General features: G+C 65.9%; 23 protein-coding genes and 1 riboswitch. Of the genes, 13 read left to right on the forward strand and 10 right to left on the reverse strand.

Annotation, left to right across the window (positions count from 1 at the left end; translation table 11 throughout):
• Nucleotides 1-11: 11 nt before the first annotated feature.
• The 3 genes from argH to lysA all read left to right on the forward strand — a co-directional run bounded on the left by argH (nucleotide 12) and on the right by lysA (nucleotide 3,089).
• Nucleotides 12-1,409 (forward strand): argininosuccinate lyase, encoded by a 1,398-nt coding sequence (gene argH, locus P6U31_RS04805; RefSeq protein ID WP_407187114.1) that lies wholly within the window; start codon nucleotides 12-14, stop codon nucleotides 1,407-1,409.
• A 94-nt stretch (nucleotides 1,410-1,503) separates the two neighbouring features.
• The gene (gene lptM / locus P6U31_RS04810) at nucleotides 1,504-1,800 is read left to right on the forward strand and encodes an LPS translocon maturation chaperone LptM (protein WP_407187115.1); all 297 of its coding nucleotides are present in this window, start codon (nucleotides 1,504-1,506) and stop codon (nucleotides 1,798-1,800) included.
• A gap of 23 nt (nucleotides 1,801-1,823) precedes the next feature.
• Nucleotides 1,824-3,089, forward strand: a complete 1,266-nt coding sequence (gene lysA, locus P6U31_RS04815; protein ID WP_407187116.1) for a diaminopimelate decarboxylase — start codon at nucleotides 1,824-1,826, stop codon at nucleotides 3,087-3,089.
• A gap of 139 nt (nucleotides 3,090-3,228) precedes the next feature.
• Here lysA and P6U31_RS04820 read toward each other — a convergent pair whose 3' ends face one another.
• Together P6U31_RS04820 and P6U31_RS04825 are read right to left on the reverse strand one after the other, a co-directional pair.
• Entirely contained in the window at nucleotides 3,229-4,137 is a 909-nt protein-coding gene (locus tag P6U31_RS04820) for an NAD(P)-dependent oxidoreductase (protein WP_407187117.1), read from the reverse strand.
• Between the two features lie 259 nt (nucleotides 4,138-4,396).
• Nucleotides 4,397-4,780: a carboxymuconolactone decarboxylase family protein gene (locus P6U31_RS04825; protein ID WP_028178897.1), complete on the reverse strand. Its 384-nt coding sequence runs from the start codon at nucleotides 4,778-4,780 to the stop codon at nucleotides 4,397-4,399.
• Nucleotides 4,781-4,951: 171 nt separating this feature from the next.
• On the opposite strand from P6U31_RS04825, the gene P6U31_RS04830 reads away from it, so the two are divergent.
• Nucleotides 4,952-6,889, forward strand: coding sequence for a TIGR02302 family protein (locus P6U31_RS04830; protein ID WP_407187118.1), 1,938 nt, complete (start codon nucleotides 4,952-4,954; stop codon nucleotides 6,887-6,889).
• The gene (locus tag P6U31_RS04835; protein ID WP_407187119.1) at nucleotides 6,877-8,019 is read left to right on the forward strand and encodes a DUF4175 family protein; all 1,143 of its coding nucleotides are present in this window, start codon (nucleotides 6,877-6,879) and stop codon (nucleotides 8,017-8,019) included. The genes P6U31_RS04830 and P6U31_RS04835 overlap by 13 nt, the downstream gene beginning before the upstream one ends.
• A 146-nt stretch (nucleotides 8,020-8,165) precedes the next feature.
• Here the strand turns inward: P6U31_RS04835 and P6U31_RS04840 are convergent, their stop codons facing one another.
• Complete coding sequence (locus P6U31_RS04840; RefSeq protein WP_407187120.1) at nucleotides 8,166-8,540, reverse strand: response regulator; 375 nt, start codon at nucleotides 8,538-8,540, stop codon at nucleotides 8,166-8,168.
• Between the two features lie 35 nt (nucleotides 8,541-8,575).
• On the reverse strand, nucleotides 8,576-9,454 hold the full coding sequence (locus P6U31_RS04845; RefSeq protein WP_407187121.1) for an MJ0042-type zinc finger domain-containing protein: 879 nt from the start codon (nucleotides 9,452-9,454) through the stop codon (nucleotides 8,576-8,578).
• Between the two features lie 200 nt (nucleotides 9,455-9,654).
• Here P6U31_RS04845 and ftsE point away from each other — a divergent pair, with 200 nt between their 5' ends.
• The 4 genes from ftsE to P6U31_RS04865 all read left to right on the forward strand — a co-directional run bounded on the left by ftsE (nucleotide 9,655) and on the right by P6U31_RS04865 (nucleotide 12,859).
• A complete protein-coding gene (gene ftsE, locus P6U31_RS04850) occupies nucleotides 9,655-10,314 on the forward strand; it encodes a cell division ATP-binding protein FtsE (protein WP_018646542.1) in 660 nt (219 codons plus the stop codon).
• Complete coding sequence (locus P6U31_RS04855) at nucleotides 10,307-11,275, forward strand: cell division protein FtsX (RefSeq protein WP_407187122.1); 969 nt, start codon at nucleotides 10,307-10,309, stop codon at nucleotides 11,273-11,275. Before ftsE ends, P6U31_RS04855 begins: the two co-directional genes overlap by 8 nt.
• A gap of 73 nt (nucleotides 11,276-11,348) precedes the next feature.
• Nucleotides 11,349-12,053, forward strand: a complete 705-nt coding sequence (locus tag P6U31_RS04860) for a YdcF family protein (protein ID WP_407187123.1) — start codon at nucleotides 11,349-11,351, stop codon at nucleotides 12,051-12,053.
• A gap of 35 nt (nucleotides 12,054-12,088) precedes the next feature.
• On the forward strand, nucleotides 12,089-12,859 hold the full coding sequence (locus P6U31_RS04865) for a lysophospholipid acyltransferase family protein (RefSeq protein WP_407187124.1): 771 nt from the start codon (nucleotides 12,089-12,091) through the stop codon (nucleotides 12,857-12,859).
• On the opposite strand, the gene P6U31_RS04870 is transcribed toward P6U31_RS04865, so the two are convergent.
• Nucleotides 12,856-13,467, reverse strand: coding sequence for a gamma-glutamylcyclotransferase (locus tag P6U31_RS04870; protein ID WP_407187125.1), 612 nt, complete (start codon nucleotides 13,465-13,467; stop codon nucleotides 12,856-12,858). The genes P6U31_RS04865 and P6U31_RS04870 overlap by 4 nt on opposite strands.
• Before the next feature lie 110 nt (nucleotides 13,468-13,577).
• On the opposite strand from P6U31_RS04870, the gene P6U31_RS04875 reads away from it, so the two are divergent.
• Entirely contained in the window at nucleotides 13,578-14,762 is a 1,185-nt protein-coding gene (locus tag P6U31_RS04875; RefSeq protein WP_407187126.1) for a DUF2125 domain-containing protein, read from the forward strand.
• A 116-nt stretch (nucleotides 14,763-14,878) separates the two neighbouring features.
• Here the strand turns inward: P6U31_RS04875 and P6U31_RS04880 are convergent, their stop codons facing one another.
• Genes P6U31_RS04880 through P6U31_RS04890 form a run of 3 tightly spaced genes read right to left on the reverse strand, consistent with a single transcriptional unit; the run spans nucleotide 14,879 to nucleotide 17,791 of the window.
• Nucleotides 14,879-15,814: a prephenate/arogenate dehydrogenase family protein gene (locus P6U31_RS04880; protein WP_407187127.1), complete on the reverse strand. Its 936-nt coding sequence runs from the start codon at nucleotides 15,812-15,814 to the stop codon at nucleotides 14,879-14,881.
• On the reverse strand, nucleotides 15,811-16,908 hold the full coding sequence (hisC, locus tag P6U31_RS04885) for a histidinol-phosphate transaminase (protein WP_407187128.1): 1,098 nt from the start codon (nucleotides 16,906-16,908) through the stop codon (nucleotides 15,811-15,813). The genes P6U31_RS04880 and hisC overlap by 4 nt, the downstream gene beginning before the upstream one ends.
• A 34-nt stretch (nucleotides 16,909-16,942) precedes the next feature.
• Nucleotides 16,943-17,791, reverse strand: coding sequence for a chorismate mutase (locus tag P6U31_RS04890; RefSeq protein ID WP_407187129.1), 849 nt, complete (start codon nucleotides 17,789-17,791; stop codon nucleotides 16,943-16,945).
• Nucleotides 17,792-17,944: 153 nt separating this feature from the next.
• A riboswitch (SAM riboswitch) is annotated at nucleotides 17,945-18,024 on the forward strand.
• A 90-nt stretch (nucleotides 18,025-18,114) separates the two neighbouring features.
• Between P6U31_RS04890 and P6U31_RS04895 the strand changes: the two genes are divergently transcribed.
• Together P6U31_RS04895 and metW are read left to right on the forward strand one after the other, a co-directional pair.
• Nucleotides 18,115-19,326: a homoserine O-acetyltransferase gene (locus P6U31_RS04895; RefSeq protein WP_407187130.1), complete on the forward strand. Its 1,212-nt coding sequence runs from the start codon at nucleotides 18,115-18,117 to the stop codon at nucleotides 19,324-19,326.
• Nucleotides 19,323-19,985, forward strand: a complete 663-nt coding sequence (gene metW, locus P6U31_RS04900) for a methionine biosynthesis protein MetW (protein WP_407187131.1) — start codon at nucleotides 19,323-19,325, stop codon at nucleotides 19,983-19,985. Before P6U31_RS04895 ends, metW begins: the two co-directional genes overlap by 4 nt.
• Before the next feature lie 91 nt (nucleotides 19,986-20,076).
• Here metW and P6U31_RS04905 read toward each other — a convergent pair whose 3' ends face one another.
• Nucleotides 20,077-20,940 carry an alpha/beta fold hydrolase gene (locus P6U31_RS04905; RefSeq protein WP_407187132.1) on the reverse strand — a complete coding sequence of 288 codons (864 nt, stop codon included), beginning with the start codon at nucleotides 20,938-20,940 and terminating at the stop codon, nucleotides 20,077-20,079.
• 216 nt (nucleotides 20,941-21,156) lie between these two features.
• Here P6U31_RS04905 and P6U31_RS04910 point away from each other — a divergent pair, with 216 nt between their 5' ends.
• Nucleotides 21,157-21,813 (forward strand): TIGR02594 family protein, encoded by a 657-nt coding sequence (locus P6U31_RS04910; protein ID WP_407187133.1) that lies wholly within the window; start codon nucleotides 21,157-21,159, stop codon nucleotides 21,811-21,813.
• A gap of 133 nt (nucleotides 21,814-21,946) precedes the next feature.
• Here P6U31_RS04910 and P6U31_RS04915 read toward each other — a convergent pair whose 3' ends face one another.
• The gene (locus P6U31_RS04915) at nucleotides 21,947-22,936 is read right to left on the reverse strand and encodes an integrase core domain-containing protein (protein WP_407186064.1); all 990 of its coding nucleotides are present in this window, start codon (nucleotides 22,934-22,936) and stop codon (nucleotides 21,947-21,949) included.
• Between the last annotated feature and the right edge of the window lie 2 nt (nucleotides 22,937-22,938).

Below are 22,938 nucleotides of genomic sequence, written 5' to 3' on the forward strand. Positions count from 1 at the left end.
GAGCAGGGGTCATGAGCAACAAGATGTGGGGCGGCCGGTTCTCGGAACGTCCCGATGAGATCATGGAAGAGATCAACGTCTCCATCGACGTCGATCGTCACCTCTTCGCCCAGGACATTGCCGCGTCCAAGGCCCACGCTGCGATGCTCGCCAGCCAAGGCATCATCACGGGTTCTGATGCGAAAAATATCGGCAAGGGTCTAGACACGATTTTGTCAGAGATCGGCAAAGGCGGCTTCGCCTTCAAGCGCGCGCTCGAGGACATCCATATGAATGTCGAGAGCCGCCTGTCCGAGCTGATCGGCCCGGCCGCCGGCCGCCTGCACACCGCGCGCTCGCGCAACGACCAGGTCGCGACCGACTTCCGTCTCTACGTCCGCGACATCGTCGACGAGACCGATGCGGCGCTCGCCGCGTTCCAGCATGCCCTGGTCGAGCGTGCGCTGGAGCACGCAGGCACCGTGATGCCCGGCTTCACGCATCTGCAGACCGCGCAGCCCGTGACCTTCGGCCATCATCTGCTTGCCTATGTCGAGATGGCCGCGCGCGATCGCGGCCGCTTCCAGGATGCGCGCAAGCGGCTCAACGAATCCCCGCTCGGCGCCGCCGCGCTGGCCGGCACCTCGTTCCCGATCGACCGCCACGCCACCGCGAAGGCGCTCCGCTTCGATCGGCCGATGGCGAACTCGCTCGATGCCGTCTCCGACCGCGACTTCGTGCTGGAGACGCTGTCGGCGGCCTCGATCTGCGCCGTGCACATGTCGCGCTTTGCCGAGGAGATCGTGATCTGGACCTCGCCGCTGGTCGGCATGGTCCGGCTCAGCGACAAGTTCACCACCGGCTCCTCGATCATGCCGCAGAAGCGCAACCCGGACGCCGCCGAGCTGGTGCGCGCCAAGACCGGCCGCGTCATCGGTGCGCTCAACGGCCTCTTGATCGTGATGAAGGGCCTGCCGCTCGCGTATCAAAAGGACATGCAGGAGGACAAGCAGGGCGCGATGGAGGGGTTCGCGGCGCTGTCACTGGCGATCCGCGCCATGACCGGCATGGTCCGCGACCTCGTGCCCGACGAAGCCAAGATGAAGCTTGCTGCGGGCGAGGGCTATGCCACCGCGACCGACCTCGCCGACTGGCTGGTGCGGACGCTGAAAATGCCGTTCCGCGAGGCCCATCACGTCACCGGCCGCATCGTCGCCAAGGCCGCCGAGGGCGGCGTGGCGCTGCACGAGCTGCCGCTGAAGGAGATGCAGGCGATCGAGCCTGAGATCACCAAGGGCGTGTTCGGCGTGCTCTCGGTCGAATCGTCGGTGAAGAGCCGCACCAGCTTCGGCGGCACCGCGCCGAAGAACGTGGCGGCGCAGGCCAAGGCCTGGTTGAAACGGCTGGAAAAAGAGCGAAAATCGGGCTGAGGGCAAAATTTCGCTGATGTTTCATGGTCATCCGGGCTCTCGCCAGAGCGCGCCAATCTCTGTATGGTGCGGCCCGCGTAGTGGGGATTTCGTCGTGACGTCAAAGTTTCGCCCGGCCGGCTCGGGGTGGGCCATCATTGTCTTGAGCCTGACGGCGCTTGCGCTGGCCGGCTGTGGCCGCAAGGGCCCGCTGGATCTGCCGCCGACCGCCTCCAATGCGCCTGCAGCCACCGGTGCCGCGCCCGTCGATACAGAGACCGCGGCCCAGAAGGCGCCGAGCCTGTTCGACCCCACCTCCTCCGGGGCGGAAGCCGCGCCCGCGGCGGCCAAGGGCCGGAAGAAACCGTTTATTCTCGACCCGCTCCTGGACGAACCTCCCGGCAGGAAATAAGCCGGGACAACCGAGCCTAAGCCATGAACCATTTCGACTATCGCAACGGCGTGCTGCACGCCGAGGCGGTGAACCTGTCCGAGCTGGCCGCCGCCGTCGGCACGCCGTTCTATTGCTATTCGACCGCGACACTGGAGCGGCACTACCGCGTCTTCACCGACGCCTTCGCCGGCGAGAAGGTGCTGGTCTGCTACGCCATGAAGGCGAACTCGAACCAGTCGGTGCTGCGCACGCTGGCCAAGCTCGGCGCCGGCGCTGACGTCGTCTCCGGCGGCGAGTTGAAGCGGGCGCTGGCGGCCGGCATTCCGCCGAACAAGATCCTGTTCTCCGGTGTCGGTAAGACCGAAACGGAGCTGCGGGCGGCGCTCGCAGCCGACATCCTCTGCCTCAACGTCGAATCCGAGCCCGAGCTCGAGCTGCTGTCTCGCCTTGCGACCGAGGTGGGCAGGACCGCGCGCATCTCGCTCCGCGTCAATCCCGACGTCGATGCCGGCACGCATGCCAAGATCTCGACCGGCAAGTCCGAGAACAAGTTCGGCATCCCGATCGCGCATGCCCGCGAAGTCTATGCCCGCGCCGCGAAGCTGCCGGGCATCGAGGTGACCGGCACCGACGTGCATATCGGCAGCCAGATCACCGACCTCTCCGGCATGGAGACCGCGTTCCGTATCCTCTCCGAATTCGTGCAGACGCTGCGCGCCGACGGCCATAACATCAGCCACGTCGATTTCGGCGGCGGTCTCGGCATTCCCTATTACATGGACCGCGAGGCGCCGCCGGCGCCGGCCGCCTATGCCGCCATGGTCAAGCGCGTCAGCCACAATCTCGGCTGCACGCTGATGTTCGAGCCGGGCCGCATGATCGTCGGCAATGCCGGCATCCTGGTCGCCGGGGTGATCTATGTGAAGCACGGCGACGGCAAGAATTTCGTCATCATCGACGCGGCGATGAACGATCTCATTCGCCCGACGCTGTATGAGGCGCATCACGACATCCTGCCGGTGACGCAGCCCGCCGCGGGCGCCGCCACCATCATGGCCGATGTCGTCGGCCCGGTCTGCGAGACCGGTGACTATCTCGCGCTCGACCGCACGCTGCCGACGCCGAAGCCTGGCGATCTCCTCGCCATCATGACCGCGGGGGCCTATGGCGCAGTGCAGGCCGGCACCTACAACACCCGGCCGTTGGTGCCGGAGGTGCTGGTGAAGGACGACCAGTACGCCGTCATTCGCCCGCGCGTGGAGGTCGAGCAGCTGATCGCGATGGATACGCCCGCGCCGTGGCTGTGAGGTGACGACGCCGGTGCAATAACCTCGGTGTCGTCCCTGGAAAGCAGGGACCCATAGCCACAGGGAGAAGTTGGCGAAGTTGGTCAATCCGAGTCTTCGCCAAACCCTGTCCTGTGGTTATTGAGCGGAGTGCGAAGTGCTACTTCCCCGCCAATCCGCCCTTCGCTCCACCGACCACGACGCCCGCCTTCTTCTCGATCGGCTTGATCGCCGCGGTGAAATCGGACTCGGCGCCTTCCGCAGCTATGACGGTCTCCCACAGCCGCCCGACCGCGTCCGCAACCTCCATTGACAGTCCGAGCTGCTTCATCTCCTCCAGCGCCAGGCGGACGTCCTTCACCATCAGTCCCGTGGCGAAGCCGAAGTCGAAGCTGCGCGGCAGCACCGAGCGTGGAAACTTGTCGCGGCTCGCCGTGTTCATGCCGGAGCCGGCATTGATGACGTCGATCATCACGGCGGGATCGAGCCCGGCTTTCACCCCCATCACCACGGCTTCCGAGGTCGCCACGATCGCCGTCGCCGATAGGAAATTGTTGGCGAGCTTCATGGTCTGTGCCGCGCCCGGCTTCTCGCCGATGAAGAACACTTTTCCGATCACGTCGAGGACCGGCTTGAGCAGCTCGAACTCCGCCTTCGGCCCCGACACCATCACCGCCAGCGTGCCCTTCTCGGCGCCACCGACGCCGCCGGAGACGGGACAGTCGATCTGTACGATGCCTCGTTTGGCGAGGAGGCCGTGAATCTTCACGGCCATCGCCGAGCCGACCGTGGAGAGATCGATGAAGCGTTTGGCCCGCTTGCCTTCGATCACGCCGTTCGCGCCGGTTGCAACCTCGAGCGAAGCCTGCAGCGAAGGCAGGCTCGCCATCACCGTCTCGACCTGGTCGGCGACGTCCTTCGGCGAGGTTGCGGCGCTCGCGCCGAGCGCCACCAGCTTGCCTGCGACCTCCTTGCGCGTGTCGAACACGACGAGCCTGTGCCCGGCCTCGATCAGCCGCCGCGCCATCGGGAAGCCCATGTTTCCGAGGCCGATGAATCCGATGTCCATGGTGCTTCCTTGTGCTTGTTATTCGTTGTTATCGCGAAAATCCGTGCTCATGCCTGGTGTCGTCCCGGACAAGCGCGCCTTCAGCGCGCGCAGATCCGGGACCCAGAACCCCAGGAAGAAGTCGTGGCGCGAAAGTGTAACTCCGAGTCCCCATAGTCACAGCGTCCTGTAGTTCTGGGTCCCGGATCACCGCTACGCTGCGCTTCGCTTGTCCGGGACGACGATGAGGAGAGACGGCGCGCCTCTCACTACACGTTCCTCACGCCTTGCCGTCGATCTCCGCGAACACCTCGCGCGCGATGCGGAAGCTGTCGACCGCGGCGGGCATGCCGCCATAGATCGCGACCTGCATCAGGATCTCGCGGATTTCCTCGCGGGTGACGCCGTTGGTCAGCGCGCCCTTCAGATGCGCGCGGAATTCGTGCTGGCGGTTGAGGATCGCGATCATCGCGATGTTGAGCATGCTGCGGGTCTTGCGCGGCAGTTCGTCGCGGCCCCACACCGTGCCCCAGCAATATTCGTTCAGCATCTCCTGGAACGGACGGTTGAAATCGTCGACGTTCTTCAGGGCATTGTTGACATAGGCCTCGCCCAGCACCGCTTTGCGGACCTCCAGGCCCTTGTCGTGCATCTTCTTGTCCATGGCGTTCCCCTTGCTTCCTTGTCTTGGGTGGCGCGCGGAAATTACGGGGTTGGCCCGGGCCAGTCACGTCCTCGTGTTATGCGGGAAAAGGGGTGTCTCCCGTACAGGAACGGATGCCTCAGTGCTGCCGTTGTGGTACGCTTCTCTCTACCGGGCAACCTGGAGAGCTGATTGAACGGCGTCACCCCCGACCCGTCGGACTCGATCCGCAACAGTGACGCTCTGTCGCGGCTGAAGCTGGCGCAGGCCCTCGATCGGGCTGTCTATGCCATCGCGTGGGAGCGTGCCTGGCCAGATTTCGCGCGGCTGCTGACCGTCGTCGGCCTGTTCCTGGTGGTGTCCTGGGCCGGCCTCTGGCTCGCGCTTCCGTTCCTGGCCCGTGCCATCGGCCTTGTCATCTTCGCCGGCATCGCGATCGCCGCGTTGCTCCCCCTGATTCGCTTCCGCTGGCCGAGCCGCGAGGAGGCCCTTGCCCGGCTCGATCGTGGCTCCGGCGTACGTCACCGCCCGGCCACGACGCTGATGGACACGCTGTCCTCGCAGGATCCGGTCGCACTGGCGCTGTGGCAGGCGCAGCGCGAACGGACGCTGGCTTCGCTCAAGCGAATCCGCGCCGGCCTGCCGCATCCGCGGCTCGCGCTGCATGATCCCTGGGCGCTGCGTGCGCCGGTCATGGTGCTGCTGGTGGCGACCTTCTTTGCGGCCGGCGATGAGCGCGCCATGCGGCTCGGCGCCGCGTTCGACTGGAACGGCGTGCTGGCGCCCGCCAATGTTCGCGTCGATGCCTGGGTCACCCCGCCGCTCTACACCGGCAAGCCGCCGGTCATCCTGTCGGCCGCCAACAAGGAGGCCGCGGCGCTGCCCGCTAGCGGGCCGCTTGCTGTTCCCGCAGGCTCGACCCTGATCGTGCGCTCGTCCGGCGGCAGCCTGGATGTCGTCGTCTCCGGCGGCCTCAAGGAGGTCGCTCCCGCGGAGGCCGCGCCCAAGGGCACCAATGAGAAGCATTTTGCCATCACCGGTGACGGCACCGCGCATGTCCGCGCGCCCTCCGGGCAGCCGCAATGGGCGTTCGCGGCAACGCCGGACCGTGCGCCGACGATCACGCTCGCCAAGGATCCCGAGCGCCAGGCGCGCGGCGGGCTGCAGCTCTCCTACAAGATCGAGGACGATTACGGCGTGACCGGTGCAGATGCGCACATTGCCTTGCGCTCCGACGACGCCAAGAATGGCGGCAAGGATTCCGACGGCAAGGCCGCGGCGCGGCCGCTGTTCGAGCCGCCGCAATTCCCGCTCGTGCTGCCGAACGCGCGCACCCGCAACGGCGTCGGCCAGACGGTGAAGGACCTCAGCGAGGATCCCTATGCCGGCGCCGACGTGACGCTGACGCTCACGGCCAAGGACGAGGCCGGCAACGAGGCCAAGAGCGAACCCTTCAACATGCGCCTGCCCGAGCGCCTGTTCACCAACTCGCTGGCGCGCGCGCTGATCGAGCAGCGCCGCATCCTCGCGCTCGACGCCAACAGGAATTCGGACGTCTACACCGCGCTCGACGCGCTGATGATCGCACCCGAATTGTTCACGCCGGATGCCGGCTGCTATCTCGGCCTTCGGAGCCTCGCGACCCAGCTCGAGGCTGCCCGCACGGACGATGCGCTGCGCAATGTGGTGGCGAGCATGTGGGCCTTCGCGGTCACCATCGAGGACGACGGCGTTGCCGGCAGCGTCAACGCCGCGCTGCGTTCGGCGCAGGACGCGCTCAAGGCGGCGCTGGATCGCGGTGCCGGCGAGGACGAGCTCAGGGTGCTGACGCAAAAGCTTCGCGAGGCCATGGCCGGCAAGGTGCGCGATCTCGCCCGGCGCGCCGAGCAGAACCCGCTCGGGCCGCGGCAGCCGTTCCCGGCGGAGGTCCAGCTCATCCTCGACAAGGCGATCGAGCTGCGACAGAAGACTCAGCATGCGACGCCCGAGCAGCTCGCAGAGCTGGCGCAGCAGCAGGACGCGTTGCGCGAGCAGCTTCAGGCCTATCGAAAGTCGGCGAACAGCCGTGCCAACAAGGCGGGGGACGATCAGACCAACCAGTTCACGCGAGACCGGAAATGCGGAAGCTAGCGCGCGTGCCAGTCTTGAAGGCGATGTCGTTCGCCTGCTTCGCCCTGCTGCTCGGTGGCGTCCCGCCGGCCGCTGCCCAGCTGGGTCAGGATCCCGATGCGCTGCTCGACAGCGCCGAAAAGGCGATGCAGGAGTCCGGCGACAGCCTCAGGCAGAAAGAATCCGGCAAGAGCCTCGGCAATCAGTCCGATGCCATCCAGAAGCTCGAGGAGTACAAGCGGGCGACGGAGCGGAGCCAATCCTCCAGCCGCGATCGTAACGTCGTCACGCAGCGCGATCTGGACGACCTCCTGCGGCAGATCGAGAAGGCCGCACGCGAAGGCAACAAGGAGGCGGCGCAGCGCCTGCTCGAGCAGCTCGCGCAGATCATGGAAAATCTCCAGATGGCGCAGCCGGGGCAATCCGGCGACAGCGAGATGGAGCAGGCGCTCAACGAGCTGAGTGACATGATCCGCAAGCAGCAGCAATTGCGCGACAAGACGTTCAAGCAGGGCCAGGATTCCCGGCGCGATCGCTCGCGCGGCAAGCAGGGCGACCAGTCGATGTCGGACCTGCAGCAGGATCAGCAGTCGCTGCGCGACCGCCTGAAGAAGCTGCAGGACGAGCTCGCCAAGCGCGGCCTCGCGCAGAAGGGGCAAAAGGGCCAGAAAGGTCAGCAGGGACAGAAGGGCCAGCAGGGCGACCCGAGCCAGAACGGCGATCAGGACGGCGACCAGGGCGATGACGACGGCAGCCTCGACGCCGCCGACGACGCCATGGGGGATGCCGGCTCGAAGCTCGGCGAGGGCAATGCCGACGGCGCCGTGGACTCGCAGGGCAAGGCTCTCGAGGCCATGCGCAAGGGCGCGCAGAAGATGGCCGAGGCGATGCAGCAGGGCGATGGCGACGGGCAGGGCGATGGCCCCGGCAATCGGGCCGGCCGTCAGCAGAGCGGCGGCAGCCAGACCGATCCGCTGGGGCGCCCGCTTCACGGCCGCGATCTCAGCGATGACTACACCGTCAAGATTCCGGGCGAGATCGACGCCCAGCGCGTCCGCCGCATCCTCGAAGAGCTCCGCCGCCGTCTCGGCGACAGCTCGCGCCCGCAGATCGAGCTCGATTACATCGAACGACTGCTGAAGGATTTTTGACTCGGTGTCATCGCCCGGCTTGACCGGGCGATCCAAGTATTCCAGAGGCCGGCCTCGAAGAGTTCGCTCTTGCCACGTCCGTCGCGGCGTACTGGATGCCCCGGTCAAGCCGGCGCATGACAGCGGAATGTGTGGCGACTGCCGCGCTATCCCTTCTTCGCCGCCAGTGCGTCCGCCACGGCAGTGCGGATGTCGGCGACCGAGAACGGCTTGGTCACGACGTCATGCACCAGCGCATTGAGGTTCGAGGCGCGCTCGCGCTGGTCGGCAAAGCCGGTCATCAAAAGGATGGTCAAATCGGGGAAATCGCGCGCGGCGGAGAGCGCCAGCGCGATGCCATCCATGACCGGCATCTGGATGTCGGTGAGCAACAGGTCGAAGGCGCCTTCCTCGCGGATCAGGATTTCCAGCGCCTCGGCGCCGTCCTGCGCGGTGACGGTCTCGTGGCCGTCCATGGCGATGGCGCGCGCCACCAGCGTGCGCATCGAATCCTCGTCGTCAGCGATCAGGATTTTGGGCATGGGACCACCTTCCCGTGCGGAACTCTAGCAGCTGATTACACGCTGCCGCCGGCAATGTCGCGCCGGTTGAAGAAGCGCACGTCGATATTGCGGCCCTCCGGCGGCGGCGAGGCGAGGCGCGAGCGGAAGAAGGCGCGCTCGCCGGGCCGCAGCACGGTCTGCTCCAGCACCGTATTCCAGGCGTAGATCTCCGCGCCTTGCGCGTCGCGCACGGCGAAGCGCAGCCGCGGGATATCGAGCGGCTTCTTGCCCTCGCCGACGATCACGCCCTCGATCACCAACACCTGCTTACCGTCTACGGTCTCGCTGGAGAGCTTCACGTCCTTGAAGGCAAGGCCTCGCAGGTTCACCTCGAGCCCGACCAGCTTGTAGAACGCTGCCGTCTGCGGCAGCAGCCGCACCACGTCGCCCCGCCAGATCACCAGCGCCAGCACCAGCGCGCCCATCGCCGCACAGGCGGTCGGCAGGCCAAAATAGGATTTTCGGGGAGCCGTAGCGGCGGCGGGGCGGCTGACCCGCGCACCGGGGCGACGGAATAGGCCGCGGAACCAGGATTGGTGTTGCGCGCCGGCGACCTCCTCCTCGGCCTCCCGGGCCGCCGCCGACCACTCGTCCTCGGTTTCCTTGGCTGCTTCATCGGGCCAGTCGCTGGCGATCGAGGGGCTGTCGACGACCGGTGCATCGGCGCCGCTGTCGTCCTTGGCATAGGAATTCCACTGCTCGGCGAGGTCGGACTGGTCGTCGGCCTGGCTGGCTGCGGCCATCGCCGGAACGGACGCCTCCTCGATGGCATCCTCGGCATGGGCGATCCAGGTCTCCTTGCAGCGGGAACAGCGGACCGCCCGCCCGTTCGCTCCCAGGCTCGCGAGCTTGATGGCGTAGGATGTCATACAATGGGGGCAGACGATATGCATGGACGAGCCTTGATGCATGGACGGAGAACGAGATCTTGACGATACCCCGTCGCGGAGAACCGGGCGGCAGGATGCTGTCAAATATGCTACAGGCGGACCGTTAACGAACCGGAAACCATAACGGCGGCAAAACCCGGTGATCGTGCATGGCGGAGCGCTGTACTGCGGCGACCCGCGCCCCCTCTCGAACGGAGCTGAGCTTGGTTCGGTTCGAAAATGTCGGACTGCGTTACGGTCTGGGGCCGGAGATCCTGCGCGACCTCAGTTTCCAGATCCCGGCGCATTCATTCCAGTTCCTCACCGGTCCGTCCGGTGCTGGCAAGACCTCGCTGCTGCGCCTGCTTTTTCTGTCGCATCGGCCGACGCGAGGCCTCGTCAATCTGTTCGGCCACGACATCTCGCAGCTCGGCAAGGACGAGATCGCCGATTTGCGCAAGCGCATCGGCATCGTGCTCCAGGACTTCCGCCTGCTCGACCACATGACGACCTATGAGAACGTCGCGCTGCCGTTCCGTGTCATGGGTCGCAGCGAGTCGAGCTACCGCAAGGAGGTGATCGATCTGCTGCGCTGGGTCGGACTCGGCGACCGCATGGACGCGCTGCCGCCGATCCTGTCGGGCGGCGAGAAGCAGCGCGCGGCGATCGCGCGCGCCGTGATCTCGCGGCCGCAGCTGCTGCTCGCGGACGAGCCGACCGGCAGCGTCGACCCGACGCTGGGGCGTCGCCTGCTGCGGCTCTTCATCGAGCTCAACAAGTCGGGCACGGCCGTCATCATCGCGACCCACGACATCGGCCTGATGGACCAGTACGAGGCGCGGCGGCTGGTGCTGCATCAGGGACGGCTGCACGTCTATGAGTAGGCTGGACGAGCGCGGCGTGCTGGTCGACCTCGGACAGGAGCGTCCGCAGCTGCCGGCCAAGGCGCGCAACATGTCGCCGATCGTGCCGCGCGCCTCGATCCAGGGCCGGGCGCTGGTCGCCGTCGTTGCCATCATGACCTTTCTCGCCTCGATGACCACGGGTACGGTGCTGCTGGTGAGTGCCTCCGCCGCGGAATGGCAGTCGGAAGTCGCGAGCGAAATCACCATCCAGGTTCGTCCGCAAACCGGCCGCGATCTCGAACGCGACGCGGCCGCGGTGACAGAGGCGATGCGGGCGCAAGCCGGCATCGTCGAGGTCAAGCCGTTCAGCAAGGAGGAGAGCGGCAAGCTGCTCGAGCCCTGGCTTGGCACCGGGCTGTCGATGGACGATCTGCCGGTGCCGCGCATGATCATCGCGCGGGTGCAACCCGGCACGCCGCTCGATCTCGGTGCCTTGCGCGCCCGGGTGAGCCAGGTCGCACCGGGCGCCAGCGTCGACGATCATCGCGCCTGGATCGAGCGGATGCGCTCGATGACCAACGCCACCGTGCTTGCTGGTCTCGGCATCCTCGCGCTCGTCATCGTCGCCACGATCATCTCCGTCTCGTTCGCCACCCGCGGCGCCATGGCGGCGAACCGCCCGATCGTCGAGGTGCTGCATTTCGTCGGTGCCGGCGACCGCTACATCGCCAACCACTTCCTGCGCCATTTCCTCCGCTTGGGGCTGGAGGGTGGCGTGATCGGCGGTGGCGTCGCCATGCTGCTGTTCGGCTTCTCCGAGTCGATCGCCGGCTGGTTTTCCGGCACGCCGGTCGGTGACCAGTTCGCAGCCCTGCTCGGCACCTTCTCGCTGCGGCCGTCCGGCTATGTCGTGCTCGCTGTGCAGGCGGTGCTGATCGGCGCCGTCACTGCGGTCGCCTCGCGCCAGACGCTGTTCGCGACGCTGAATGACATCGACTAGGCCAGATAAACCGGACTCCACTTCGCCTCAAAACGTCCTAAAATCGCTTCAGGGAAGGGACTGCCGACATCACATGACCTCGCCGACCGACGATCGATGGCCGAAACTGCCGCGCGGCTGGCTGCGCGCGGCCGTGGTGTCGACGATTGCGCTCGCCTTCGTCGGGGCCGCGGCGGGCTTCGTTGCGTTCCTGTCGCATTTGCGGGGCGGCGAGATCGCGCCGGGCAGCAAGGCGGACGGCATCGTCGTCCTGACCGGCGGCTCCTCGCGGGTGTCGGACGCGATGGAATTGCTCGCGGCCGGCTATGGCAGGAGGCTGCTGATCTCCGGCGTGCATCCGACCTCGACGGCGAACGACATCTCCAGGACGTTGCCGGAGAACCAGTCCTTCATGACCTGCTGCGTCGACCTCGACCGCTCCGCGCTCTCGACCCGCGGCAATGCGGCGGAGGCGCGGCGCTGGGCCGAGGGACGCCGCTTCAAGTCGCTGATCGTGGTCACCTCGAACTACCACATGCCGCGCGCGCTGGTGGAGTTCTCCCATGCGATGCCGCAGACGACGCTGATCCCGTTCGCGGTGGTCGGCGACAAATGGCGCGAGGAGCCGTGGTGGACCTCGGCGTCCACCTTGCGGCTCCTGCTGTCGGAATATGTCAAGTACATCGCGGCCGAGCTCAGGGTGCGGCTGGAGGATTTCGGGATTGACCTTTGGCCCGAAGTGTCGGAGCAGCCTGCAGGCCTGCAGCCGAGGCGGCCCGCCACCGCCCAAGCCAACTGACAGGCCAATTGACCGGCAAATTTATCGGATCGTCGATGTTTCTGATTTTCCTGCGATCGCTCGTGTTCAACGTGCTGTTCTACGCCGTGCTGGTCTGCCTCGCGATCGTAGCGCTGCCGACCTTCGCATTGCCGCCGCGCGCCATGCTGACAGTCGCCGAATGGTGGGCCAAGGCGACGCTGGTCCTGATGCGCGTGGTCTGCAATATCAAGGTCGAATTCCGCGGTGTCGAGAACATCCCGAACGGACCGCTGGTGATCGCGGCCAAGCACCAGTCGTTCTGGGAGACCTTCGTGCTGCCGGGCTTCTTCAATCGCCCGATCTTCATCCTCAAGCGCCAGCTGATGCAGATCCCGGTGTTCGGCCAATTCCTGGCCAAGACCGGGATGATCGCGATCGACCGCAATGCCGGCGTGAAGGCGCTGCTCGACATGACGCGGCGGGCGCGCGAGGCGGTGCGCAGCGGAAAGCAGCTCGTCATCTTTCCGGAAGGCACGCGCCGTGCGCCCGGCGCGCCGCCCGACTACAAGACCGGCTTTGCGCAGATCTATTCGTCCTGCGGCGTGCCGTGCCTGCCGATCGCGCTCAACTCCGGCCTGTTCTGGCCCCGCCGCACCTTCATGCGCTATCCCGGCACGCTCGTGGTGGAGTTCCTCGATCCGTTGCCGCCGGGTCTGCCGAAGGACGAGTTTCTCGCGCGCGTGCAAGCCGCGATCGAGGACGCGACCGGTCGTCTCGTCGAAGCGGGCCGGAAAGAGCAGGAACAGTTGATCGGCTCGGCACCGAGCTACGCGCCGACTGGCTAGCGGCTTTCGCGGTCTTCATCTGCAGCCGGCGGGTGCAGGGAATGCGCATCACCATGCAGCATCGATGCGAGCTGGTGCAGCTGCGCGTCGCGAAAGCCTTCGGCCTCGATCGCCTTCACTGTTGCGGTGACGTAGTCGCGGTTGGCGCCGGATTGGCCGTGGCCCTGGACCACATGGCGGTACTGTTCGGCGAGCGACAGCCGGCCGGCATATTGCACATGGCCGCGGTCGACGACATAGACGAGCGCGGACACGCGCTGGCGCGCATCGTTCTCCAGCCATACCGAGCGCGTCACCTCGCGATAGACCGAGGTGACCTGCTCGCGCGCGCGCAAATAGGCGACGACGTCGGCGCGGTTCTTCTCGGCGACGCGGAAGGCGATGCCGCGGCAGGCACCGCCGCGGTCCAGGCCGAGCACAAGGCCCGGCTTCTCCGGCGTGCCACGATGCACGAAGGAATAGACGCAGAGCGCACGATGCTCGCCGACCAGCCGCGCCGGAACGCGCTCCTCGAACTCGAAGCCTGGCCGCCACATCAGCGAGCCATAGCCGAACACCCAGAGGTCGCCTGCGGCCGTCGTGACGGAGGGGAGGGTGATTTCGGACATTTCGGGCACGGCTACCAGAACCCTGCGCCCATGCGAAGCGATTTCTGCGCCTTTCGTCGCAGGCCGGCCCCGCTTACATTTGCCAAAATCCGGGATCAAAGGGTCGCCGCATGTCCAATATGACCGTTGCCGCAGGCCGCCGTTCCCGTTGGGGCCTTTTCATCGCCCCCGTTTTCGTCCTGATCCTCGCCGTCGCGTGGAGCTGCTTCTGGTTCTATGCGGCCTCGCGGGCCGAGATTGCCGCGGACGCCTGGCGGGCGCAGGAGGCCAAGTCCGGCCGCATCTATGATTGCGCCAAGCGCTCGATCGCCGGCTTTCCGTTCCGCTTCGAGGTCCAGTGCTCCGGCGCCAGCGTCGCCCTGATTTCGCAGAATGCGAGCAAGACGCCGTTCACGGCCAAGCTCGACAACATCCTGGTCGTCGCCCAGGTCTACGATCCCAAGCTCGTCATCGCCGAATTCTCCGCGCCCGCGACGCTGACGGACGGCGTCACGCAAAACACCTTCGTGGTGAACTGGAGCAAGGGCCGCAGCAGCGTGGTCGGCCTGCCGGCCGTGCCTGATCGGGCCTCCATCGTATTCGACGATCCCTCGCTCAACCGGCTCGACGGCAGCGTGCAGGTGCCGCTGGCGCGCGCCAAGCAGATCGAGCTGCACGGCCGCCTCGCCGAGGGATCGTCGGCCGATCACCCTGTGATCGAGACCGTGCTCCACCTCGCGCAGGGCAGCATCCAGGGCGTGCATCCCCTGCTCGCCGAGCCGTTCGAGGCGGACACGCGCGCCAAGATCACCGGCCTCTCCGACCTCACGCCAAAGCCCTGGCCGCAGCGTTTCCGCGAGATCCAGGCCGCCGGGGGTCATATCGAGATCGTACAGTCGCGGATCCAGCAGGGCGAGATGATCGCGGTCGCCGCCGGCACGCTCGGCCTCTCCGCCAGCGGCAGGCTCGACGGCGAGTTGCAGATGACGGTGACCGGCCTCGAGCGCGTGATCCCGGCGCTCGGCATCGAGAAGATGCTGGAGGAGGGCGTGCCGCAGGCAACGCTCGATCGCGTCGCGCCCGGGGTGAAGTCGCAGGACCTCACCAATCTGTTCGGCGCGCTCGACCGCGCCGTGCCCGGCCTCGGCAAGGTCATCAAGCAGAACGCCAATGCCGGCCTTGCCGCCGGCATCAACTCGATCGGCACCGAGAGCACGCTGGAAGGCAAGAAGGCGCGCAGCTTCCCGCTGAAATTCGTCGACGGCGCCGTCCTGCTCGGCCCGGTCAAGGTCGGCCAGATCCCGCCGCTGTATTGACTTGCCGTCATTCCGGGGCACGCGACGCGTGAACCCGGAATCTCGCGCTACAATCTCGGGATTCCGGGTTCGACGCTGCGCGTCGCCCCGGAACGACGGAATATCAGGAGGCGCCTCTACGGCTTCTTCAGCGCCCCATGTTGCCGGCCGAAATCGGGCGCAGCCGAATCCTGGCCGATCTCGACGATGCCGCGGCGGATGGCGCGGGTGCGGGTGAAGTGGTCGAACAGCGCTTCGCCGTCGCCGCGGCGGATCGCGCGGGTGAGTTTTGCCAGATCCTCGGTGAAGGTGCCGAGCATTTCCAGCACGGCCTCCTTGTTGGCGAGGAACACGTCACGCCACATCGTCGGGTCGGAGGCTGCGATGCGGGTGAAATCGCGAAAACCGCCCGCCGAGAACTTGATCACCTCGGATTCCGTCACCTGCGCCAATTCGTCGGCGGTGCCGACGATGGTGTAGGCGATCAGATGCGGCAGATGGCTGGTGATCGCGAGCACGAGGTCATGATGATCCGGCGTCATCACCTCGACCTTGGCGCCCATGGCCGCCCAGAACGCGCGCAGGCGGTCGGTGGCCGCGGCGTCGACGCCTTCGGGCGGAGTCAGGATGCACCAGCGGTTGATGAAGAGCTCGGCGAAACCTGAATCCGGCCCGGAATGCTCGGTGCCGGCGACGGGATGCGCCGGCACGAAATGAACCGATTTCGGCAGATGCGGCGCCATGTCCCTGACCACCGCGCCCTTGACCGAGCCGACGTCGGAGATGACAGCGCCGGGCTTCAGGTGCGGCGCGATCTCCTGCGCCACGGGGCCGCAGGCGCCGACGGGAATGCAGAGGATGACGAGATCGGCATCCTTCACCGCTTCGGCATTGGTCGCCACCACCTCATCGACGATGCCGAGCTCGGCGACGCGCGCGCGCGTCTTCTCCGAGCGCGCGGTGGTGACGATCTCGCCGGCCAGCCCCTGGAGCTTCGCAGCACGCGCGATCGAGCCGCCGATCAGGCCGAAGCCGATCAGCGCGACGCGCTGGAAGTGCGGCGCGCTGCTCATCTGCCGGCCATGAAGTCGCGCAAGGCGTCGACCACGAGGCGGTTGGCCTCCTCGGTGCCGATGGTCATGCGCAGCGAATGCGGCAGGCCGTAGTTCTTTAAGCCGCGCAGCACGAGGCCGCGCTTGGTGAGGAAGGCGTCGGCGTCGTCAGCGGTCCTGCCCTTGTCGGTCGGGAAATGGATCAGCACGAAATTGGCGACGCTCGGCGTCACCTTCAGCCCGAGCTTGCCGATCTCCTCGGTGAGCCAGTTGCGCCAGGTCTCGGTGAACTGCTTCGACATCGCCTGATGCGCGGTGTCCTCGATCGCGGCGACGGCGGCGTACATCGCCGGCGTCGACACGTTGAAGGGGCCGCGGATGCGGTTGACGGCGTCGATGATGTGCTCGGGGCCGAACATCCAGCCGATGCGCAGCGCAGCGAGACCGTGGATCTTGGAGAAGGTGTGCGTCACCACCGTGTTCTCGGTGGTGGCGACGAGCTCGATCCCCATTTCATAGTCGTTACGAGAAACGTAGTCGCAATAGGCGGCATCCAGCACCAGGAGCACGTGCGACGGCAGGCCGGCGCGCAGCCGCTTGACCTCGTCGAACGGCACATAGGTCCCGGTCGGATTGTTGGGGTTGGCGAGCCAGACCAGCTTGGTCTTCGGCGTCACCGCCTTCAGGATGGCGTCGACGTCGCAGGTGAGGTTCTTCTCGGGAGCGATGACGTTTTTGGCGCCGACCGCCATGGTTGCGATCGGGTAGACCAAAAAGCCGTGCGTGGTCGAGATCGCCTCGTCGCCGTGGCTGAGATAAGTGTGCGCAAGCAGATTGAGGATTTCGTCCGACCCGGCGCCGCAGATGATGCGGTTGGGGTCGAGTCCGAACGAACGGCCGATCGCCTCGCGCAGCACGCGCGAGGTGCCTTCCGGATAGTCTTCCAGATGATCCGCGACGCGCTTGAAGGCTTCGATCGCCTTGGGCGAGGGCCCGAACGGCGTCTCGTTGGCGGAGAGCTTGAACACCTTGCGGCCCGGCTCGGCGACCGGGCTCTTGCCGGGCGTGTAGGGCGCAATATCGAGAATGCCGGGATTCGGCACGGGGCGGGACATCTTGAACTCCGAAAATGGCGGGGCGGCGCGCGACTTACGATTTCGCCCCGGTCGGGGGCACCGTATAGCGTGTTGCGTGGCTGCCGACGAGGGCCGTGGAGCGCACCGAGGCCCCCGCCTCGATCAGGGCAGCTTTGATTTTGTCGATGCTGGTCGCGCTCGTGACCGAGACCAGCAGCGCCGCGCCGTCGAAGGCGGTATCGGGCACCGCCACGATCTCGGCGAGCGGCGACAGGGCGCGCGCGACCTCGGCGTTCCATCCGGAGACGCGCACGCTGAAGGTCTCGACCTCCGTCACCAGGGCGCTGTCGGCGACGCGCGAGATCGCGAACACCGGCAGTGCGGCCGGATGGTCGGCGCGCTCGACAAACGGCATCCGTGCGATGATCTTGGGCGCACCGTCGGCTTCCAGCTCCAGCCACCACGGCGTGCGGCTCGAGGTCGCCGAGACCAGCGCCAGATCGCCCTTGGATTTCGCCACCGCCTCGACCGCGGCCTGCGCGCTGAAATGCGCGACGTAAGGCACGGTGAAGCCGAAATGAAAGCGCGCGGAATCGCGCATCGCCGGCTCGCTCACCGAGATGTCGGCATGCACCGAGAACGGCGCCTGCACATAGGTGAAGGTCGAGATGATGACGCGCCAGATGCTCTCGACCGTGTCGAGCGGCAGGATGCCGCGATGACGCTGCACGATCTCGCGCATCATGGCGGCCTCGCGTGCCGGACGGAACGCCGAGCCGACTTCCTGGGTCTGCTTCACCTGGATCAAGCGGTCGATGATGTCGCCGCGCTGCATCAACAGGCGATGCATCCCCTCGTCGATCGCGTCGATCTCCTTGCGCAGTTCCTGGAGCGATGGTGGCGCGGGCGGACGTTGGGACATATCTGACTGCGATGGTTTCGAGGGGATGTCCTGATTAGGCAGTCGGGGCGGCGAAAGCAAAGAGAAATGACGTGCTTTGCGGGCGACGCGACAAAGGCGAATTGGGCCGATCCGGGCCGCGACTTGACGAAAACCGCCCAAGACGGTAGCTTTTGCCTGTTCCGTGGTCATTTGAGCCGGCCGGCTTGCAGCCACGTTAAAAAACTCGCTAAACAGGCCGGGGACGCTTCCGATCCCGGCCGAACCTATCGTTCAGGCCGGGTTTTTCATGGCCTGATGCAAGTGGCGGTCACGCGTTGATCGCAAACGAGGTCGATGGTCAGATGGTTGGCGTCAAGTCGATACCCAGTCCTGCGATCAGTGCTGATGAGCGATCGCATGAGGTGGATCATCCGAGCTCGCAGGTCGCGCATTTCGGCACCGAGCAGCCGCTGCGGCTCGATTGCGGCGTCGATCTCACCCCGTTCCAGATTGCCTACCAGACCTATGGCGAGCTCAACGCCGATCGCTCCAACGCGGTGCTGATCTGCCATGCGCTGACCGGCGACCAGCATGTCGCCAACGTGCATCCCGTCACCGGCAAGCCGGGCTGGTGGGAGACGCTGGTCGGTCCTGGCCGACCCATCGATCCCAAGCACTACTTCATCATCTGCTCGAACGTGATCGGCGGCTGCATGGGCTCGACCGGGCCGGCCTCGATCAATCCCGCCACCGGCAAGGTCTGGGGCCTGGATTTTCCCGTCATCACCATTCCCGACATGGTGCGGGCGCAGGCCATGCTGATCGACCGGCTCGGCATCGACACGCTATTTGCGGTCGTCGGTGGCTCGATGGGCGGCATGCAGGTGCTGCAATGGACTGCCGCCTATCCGGCCCGCGTGTTCTCCGCGCTGGCGATCGCCTGCGCGACGCGGCACTCGGCGCAGAACATCGCCTTCCACGAGCTCGGCCGCCAGGCCGTGATGGCCGATCCCGACTGGCACGGTGGTGGCTATGCCGATCGCGGCATCCATCCGCATCGCGGGCTCGCGGTGGCACGGATGGCGGCACACATCACCTATCTCTCGGACGCGGCCTTGCATCGCAAGTTCGGCCGGCGCATGCAGGACCGCGAGTTGCCGACCTTCTCGTTCGATGCCGACTTCCAGGTCGAATCCTATCTGCGCTACCAGGGTTCTTCCTTCGTCGAGCGTTTCGATGCCAACTCCTATCTCTATCTGACGCGCGCGATGGACTATTTCGACATCGCCGCCGACCATGGTGGCGTGCTGGCAAAGGCGTTCGCGGGAATTGCGACCCGATTCTGCGTGGTCTCCTTCACCAGCGACTGGCTGTTTCCGACCTCGGAATCGCGCGCCCTGGTGCACGCGCTGAATGCATCGAGCGCGCGGGTGTCGTTCGCCGAGATCGAGACCGATCGCGGCCATGACGCCTTCCTGCTCGACGTGCCCGAATTCTTCGACATCTCCCGCGCCTTCCTGCAATCGGCGGGCAAGGCGCGTGGGCTCACGGGCAAGAAGGGCGGCGAGCGATGAGCGTACAGGAAGTGCTGCCGCTCGGCGGTCTTGCGACCGGGCCCTCCGGTCAGTATCGCGCCGACCATCTCCTGGTCGCCGACATGGTCAAGCCCGGCTCCAAGGTGCTCGACGTCGGCTGCGGCGAGGGCGATCTGCTTCAGCTGCTGGAGACCCGCGGCATCGATGGCCGCGGCATCGAGCTGTCGCGGGAGGGCGTCAACCGCTGCGTCGCCAAGGGCCTTGCGGTGGTGCAGGGCGATGCGGACACCGACCTCGTCAATTATCCCGATGATGCGTTCGACTACGTGATCCTGTCGCAGACGCTACAGGCGACGCGACAGCCGCGCGTGGTGCTGGAGAATCTGCTGCGCATCGGACGCCGCGCCATCGTCTCGTTCCCGAATTTCGGCTTCTGGAAGATGCGGCTCCAGCTCCTGATCGGCGGCCACATGCCGCGCACCGAGAACCTGCCGGCGACCTGGTACGACACCGCCAACATCCACTTCTGCACCATCAAGGATTTCGTGCAGCTGTGTGACGAGATCAACGTCAAGATGGAGCGCTCGGTGGCGCTCGATCTCTACGGCCGCCCGGTCCCGCTGAACCTGCCCTGGTGGGTGTGGAACATGTTCGGCGAGCAGGCGGTGTTTCTGCTGAGCAGAGGCGAGGGGAAGTGACCCCGGAGGCGTCATTCCGGGGCGCTCGAAGAGCGAACCCGGAATCTCGAGGTTCCGGGTCTGGTCCTTCGGACCATCCCGGAACGACTGGCTAACCGACAGCGAGCGACCGCGGATCCCGCACCGGCCAACGCCCCGCTTCCACCAACGTCACGAACCGCTCCACGCTCGCGTTGAACAGCGCTGGCTCCTCGAGATTGAGCACGTGACCGGACTTCGGAAACATCGCCAGTCCGGCTGCGGGCAGGTGCTTCTTCAAGAACAGGCTCGGCCCGATGCAGGGATCGTCCTCGTCGCCGCAGATGATCAGTGCTGGCGTCGCGACGCCCTTGATCGCGTCGGTCATCGTGTAGATCGAGGGGCGGCCGCCCTGGAAGCCGCGCATCGTGCGCGCCGAGCCCTTGGCGTCGTGCCGTGCCAACGCAGCATAGAAATCCGCATGCCCGCGCGGGTCCTTCACCAGGAAGGGAATCCGGCTCGGCGCCTCGCGCGTGACCTTTGCGACCTCGGCGGAGCCCAGCGTCTCGAATTGCTCGGCATTGGCGCGGCACTGCTTGCGCCAGGCCTCCAGGTTCTCGATTTCAGAACCCGAGCCGACGCCGGCCAGCGTCATCGATAGCGCACGCTGCGGCGCGTTCAATCCGATCTGCAGTGACGAGTAGGCGCCCATCGAAAGACCGACGAGATGCGCGCGCGCGATTCCGAGATGATCGAGCACCGCGAGCGCGTCGGTGTAGAAGTGCGTGTAGCTGTAGACCTCGCCCTCGGGCACGTCCGACGGCGTGTAGCCGCGCGCAGAGTAGGTGATACAGCGGTGGCCGCGCGAGAAGTAGCGCATCTGCGGCTCCCAATTGGTGTAGTCGGCCGCAAACTCGTGCAGAAAAATGATCGGCGTTCCCTGACCCGCCTCTTCGAAATAGATGCGGACGTCGTCCCTGGTCGTGGCGTGGGGCATTAACGATTTCCCTCTCTTCAAGCCGCCTCTGCAGGATCGCAGTTAATGCTGTTGTCCGCAATGCGGCGGCATTGCACCAGCACCAGCACAAAATCATCGCAGCCATTCGCAGACGAGCCGTGTCTTTTTCTCGCCACATCCGGAAGCTTTACGGCCCGGCGGATGTCGGCCGCCGCCCCGGCCGACGGGAAGTGGGGTGTCAACCAAGGATGAAGAATGTTTGAGTTGTTTGCGTTCCGCCTGTCGCGTCGTGTTGTCGCGCTGGCGTTCTTCTTCGCGGCGGTCGCCGCGTTCGTTTCTCCGGCCTCGGCGCGGCCGCACCATCGTCACAGCGCAGAGCGGCACGCTGACGTGCACCACGCCCGACATCATCATTATCGTCATCGCCACCACTCGCGCTTCGAGCGCAGCGCGGCGCAGTTGCAGGCGAGCGGCTTTGCGGACACGCAGGCGAGCTACAATCCCAACGCCAACAATGGCGGCATGGTTAACAACACGATGGCCGCAAGCGGCGGCTTCGGTGGTGGATCGGGCCTGGTGTCCGAGGCACGCCGTTATCTCGGCGGCAATCCGACGGGACGCGGCAGCCTGTGGTGCGCGCGCTTCATGAACATGGTGCTTCAGCACACCGGTCATCAGGGCACGGGATCGGACATGGCGAGCTCGTTTGCCCGTTACGGCACGCGCGTCTCCGGTCCGCAGGTCGGGGCCATCGCGGTGATGTCGCGCGGCCGCCGGGGCGGGCATGTCGGCATCATCACCGGCATCGACGCGCAGGGCAATCCGATCATGATCTCCGGCAACAACGGCAACCGTGTCCGCGAGGCGCCAGTCTCGCGCGGCCGGATCTATGCGTATGTGATGCCGAATTGAGGCTCGTCATTACGAGGAGCTCTTGCGACGAAGCAATCCAGCCTGTTTCCGCGGATGCATTCCTGGATTGCTTCGCGGAGCCTGTCATCGGGCCGCGCTTCGCGCGGACCCTTTGGCTCGCAATTGTCGATGTTCAATAATTCGCTGATTGGATCGCGGTGGTCTTGGTAGCGGCGAAGGCCTTGGGGGTTAGTCCTGCCAAGGCCTGATGGGGTCTGTGGTTGTTGTAGTAAACGAGGTACTCGAACAGTTCATTGGCGAAGTGGTCGAGGTTGTCGAAGGTCGCGCCGTCGATGACGTCGTCATCGAGGGTACGCCAGAAGCGTTCCACCTTGCCGTTGGTCTGCGGCCGATAGGGCCTGGTGTAGCGGTGTTTGATGCCGAGCTCGAGCAGCATGGCCTCAAACGGATGCTCGCCCGGCTTGGTGCGGGCGGCGAACTCGGCGCCGTTGTCAGACAGGATTTCCTGGAAGACGAGCCCGTAGGTGACGTTGAGGGTGTTGATCATCTTCAGGGTCTTGAACATGACCGGCAGCGCCTTCTTGGATGTCAGGACCTCTGCCCAGGCCAGACGCGAGCAGCTGTCGATCAGGCTGATGATGTAGGCCGTGACCGGGGGTGGCGCGAGGAACATATCGCGCGGTAATTGATGCAGATCGACGTGGCCCAGCTCTCCGAGCTTGTCCTTGATAATACGGCGTTTCTCCTCACGCATCGCCGGCGTACGGCGGTTCAGACGGTAGCGTTTCAGCACCCGGTAGATCGTGATCGGCGAAGGTACTGTGTCGCGCGTTTCGCGCAAGACGGCATGAATCTCATAACGGTTCATCCCCTGCTGGCGATGGGCGACGATCTCCGTCTCGATCCCTTCCGGCTCGCGCCGTTCCCGCCACTTGGGGCCACGCCGCCGCGGCAGCAGGTCCGCTTCCTCGCCGCTCTGCAGATAGCGATTGTAATACTTGCGGAACGTCTGCGAGCAGGTCCCGTGGTGCCGGTAAAAGTCACCGACCCGCTTGAACAGCGGCGATCGGCCAGCCTTTACCGCCTCATACTCTGAAATCAGAAAACGCCATTTCTGCAGATAGTTGCGTTCAACCGTTCGGTCATAGCTGTTGTCTCGCATCG

The sequence above is a fragment of the Bradyrhizobium centrosematis genome, assembly GCF_045571495.1.
GTDB lineage: Bacteria > Pseudomonadota > Alphaproteobacteria > Rhizobiales > Xanthobacteraceae > Bradyrhizobium > Bradyrhizobium centrosematis.

Coding starts and splice junctions, on each gene's coding strand:
- argH (WP_407187114.1), top strand. CDS start 12: ATGAGCAACAAGATGTGGGGCGGCCGGTTCTCGGAACGTCCCGATGAG.
- lysA (WP_407187116.1), top strand. CDS start 1,824: ATGAACCATTTCGACTATCGCAACGGCGTGCTGCACGCCGAGGCGGTG.
- P6U31_RS04820 (WP_407187117.1), bottom strand. CDS start 4,137: ATGGACATCGGATTCATCGGCCTCGGAAACATGGGCTTCCCGATGGCG.
- P6U31_RS04825 (WP_028178897.1), bottom strand. CDS start 4,780: ATGGACAAGAAGATGCACGACAAGGGCCTGGAGGTCCGCAAAGCGGTG.
- P6U31_RS04835 (WP_407187119.1), top strand. CDS start 6,877: ATGCGGAAGCTAGCGCGCGTGCCAGTCTTGAAGGCGATGTCGTTCGCC.
- P6U31_RS04840 (WP_407187120.1), bottom strand. CDS start 8,540: ATGCCCAAAATCCTGATCGCTGACGACGAGGATTCGATGCGCACGCTG.
- P6U31_RS04845 (WP_407187121.1), bottom strand. CDS start 9,454: ATGCATATCGTCTGCCCCCATTGTATGACATCCTACGCCATCAAGCTC.
- P6U31_RS04855 (WP_407187122.1), top strand. CDS start 10,307: ATGAGTAGGCTGGACGAGCGCGGCGTGCTGGTCGACCTCGGACAGGAG.
- P6U31_RS04860 (WP_407187123.1), top strand. CDS start 11,349: ATGACCTCGCCGACCGACGATCGATGGCCGAAACTGCCGCGCGGCTGG.
- P6U31_RS04865 (WP_407187124.1), top strand. CDS start 12,089: ATGTTTCTGATTTTCCTGCGATCGCTCGTGTTCAACGTGCTGTTCTAC.
- P6U31_RS04870 (WP_407187125.1), bottom strand. CDS start 13,467: ATGTCCGAAATCACCCTCCCCTCCGTCACGACGGCCGCAGGCGACCTC.
- P6U31_RS04875 (WP_407187126.1), top strand. CDS start 13,578: ATGTCCAATATGACCGTTGCCGCAGGCCGCCGTTCCCGTTGGGGCCTT.
- P6U31_RS04880 (WP_407187127.1), bottom strand. CDS start 15,814: ATGAGCAGCGCGCCGCACTTCCAGCGCGTCGCGCTGATCGGCTTCGGC.
- hisC (WP_407187128.1), bottom strand. CDS start 16,908: ATGTCCCGCCCCGTGCCGAATCCCGGCATTCTCGATATTGCGCCCTAC.
- P6U31_RS04890 (WP_407187129.1), bottom strand. CDS start 17,791: ATGTCCCAACGTCCGCCCGCGCCACCATCGCTCCAGGAACTGCGCAAG.
- P6U31_RS04895 (WP_407187130.1), top strand. CDS start 18,115: ATGGTTGGCGTCAAGTCGATACCCAGTCCTGCGATCAGTGCTGATGAG.
- metW (WP_407187131.1), top strand. CDS start 19,323: ATGAGCGTACAGGAAGTGCTGCCGCTCGGCGGTCTTGCGACCGGGCCC.
- P6U31_RS04905 (WP_407187132.1), bottom strand. CDS start 20,940: ATGCCCCACGCCACGACCAGGGACGACGTCCGCATCTATTTCGAAGAG.
- P6U31_RS04910 (WP_407187133.1), top strand. CDS start 21,157: ATGTTTGAGTTGTTTGCGTTCCGCCTGTCGCGTCGTGTTGTCGCGCTG.
- P6U31_RS04915 (WP_407186064.1), bottom strand. CDS start 22,936: ATGCGAGACAACAGCTATGACCGAACGGTTGAACGCAACTATCTGCAG.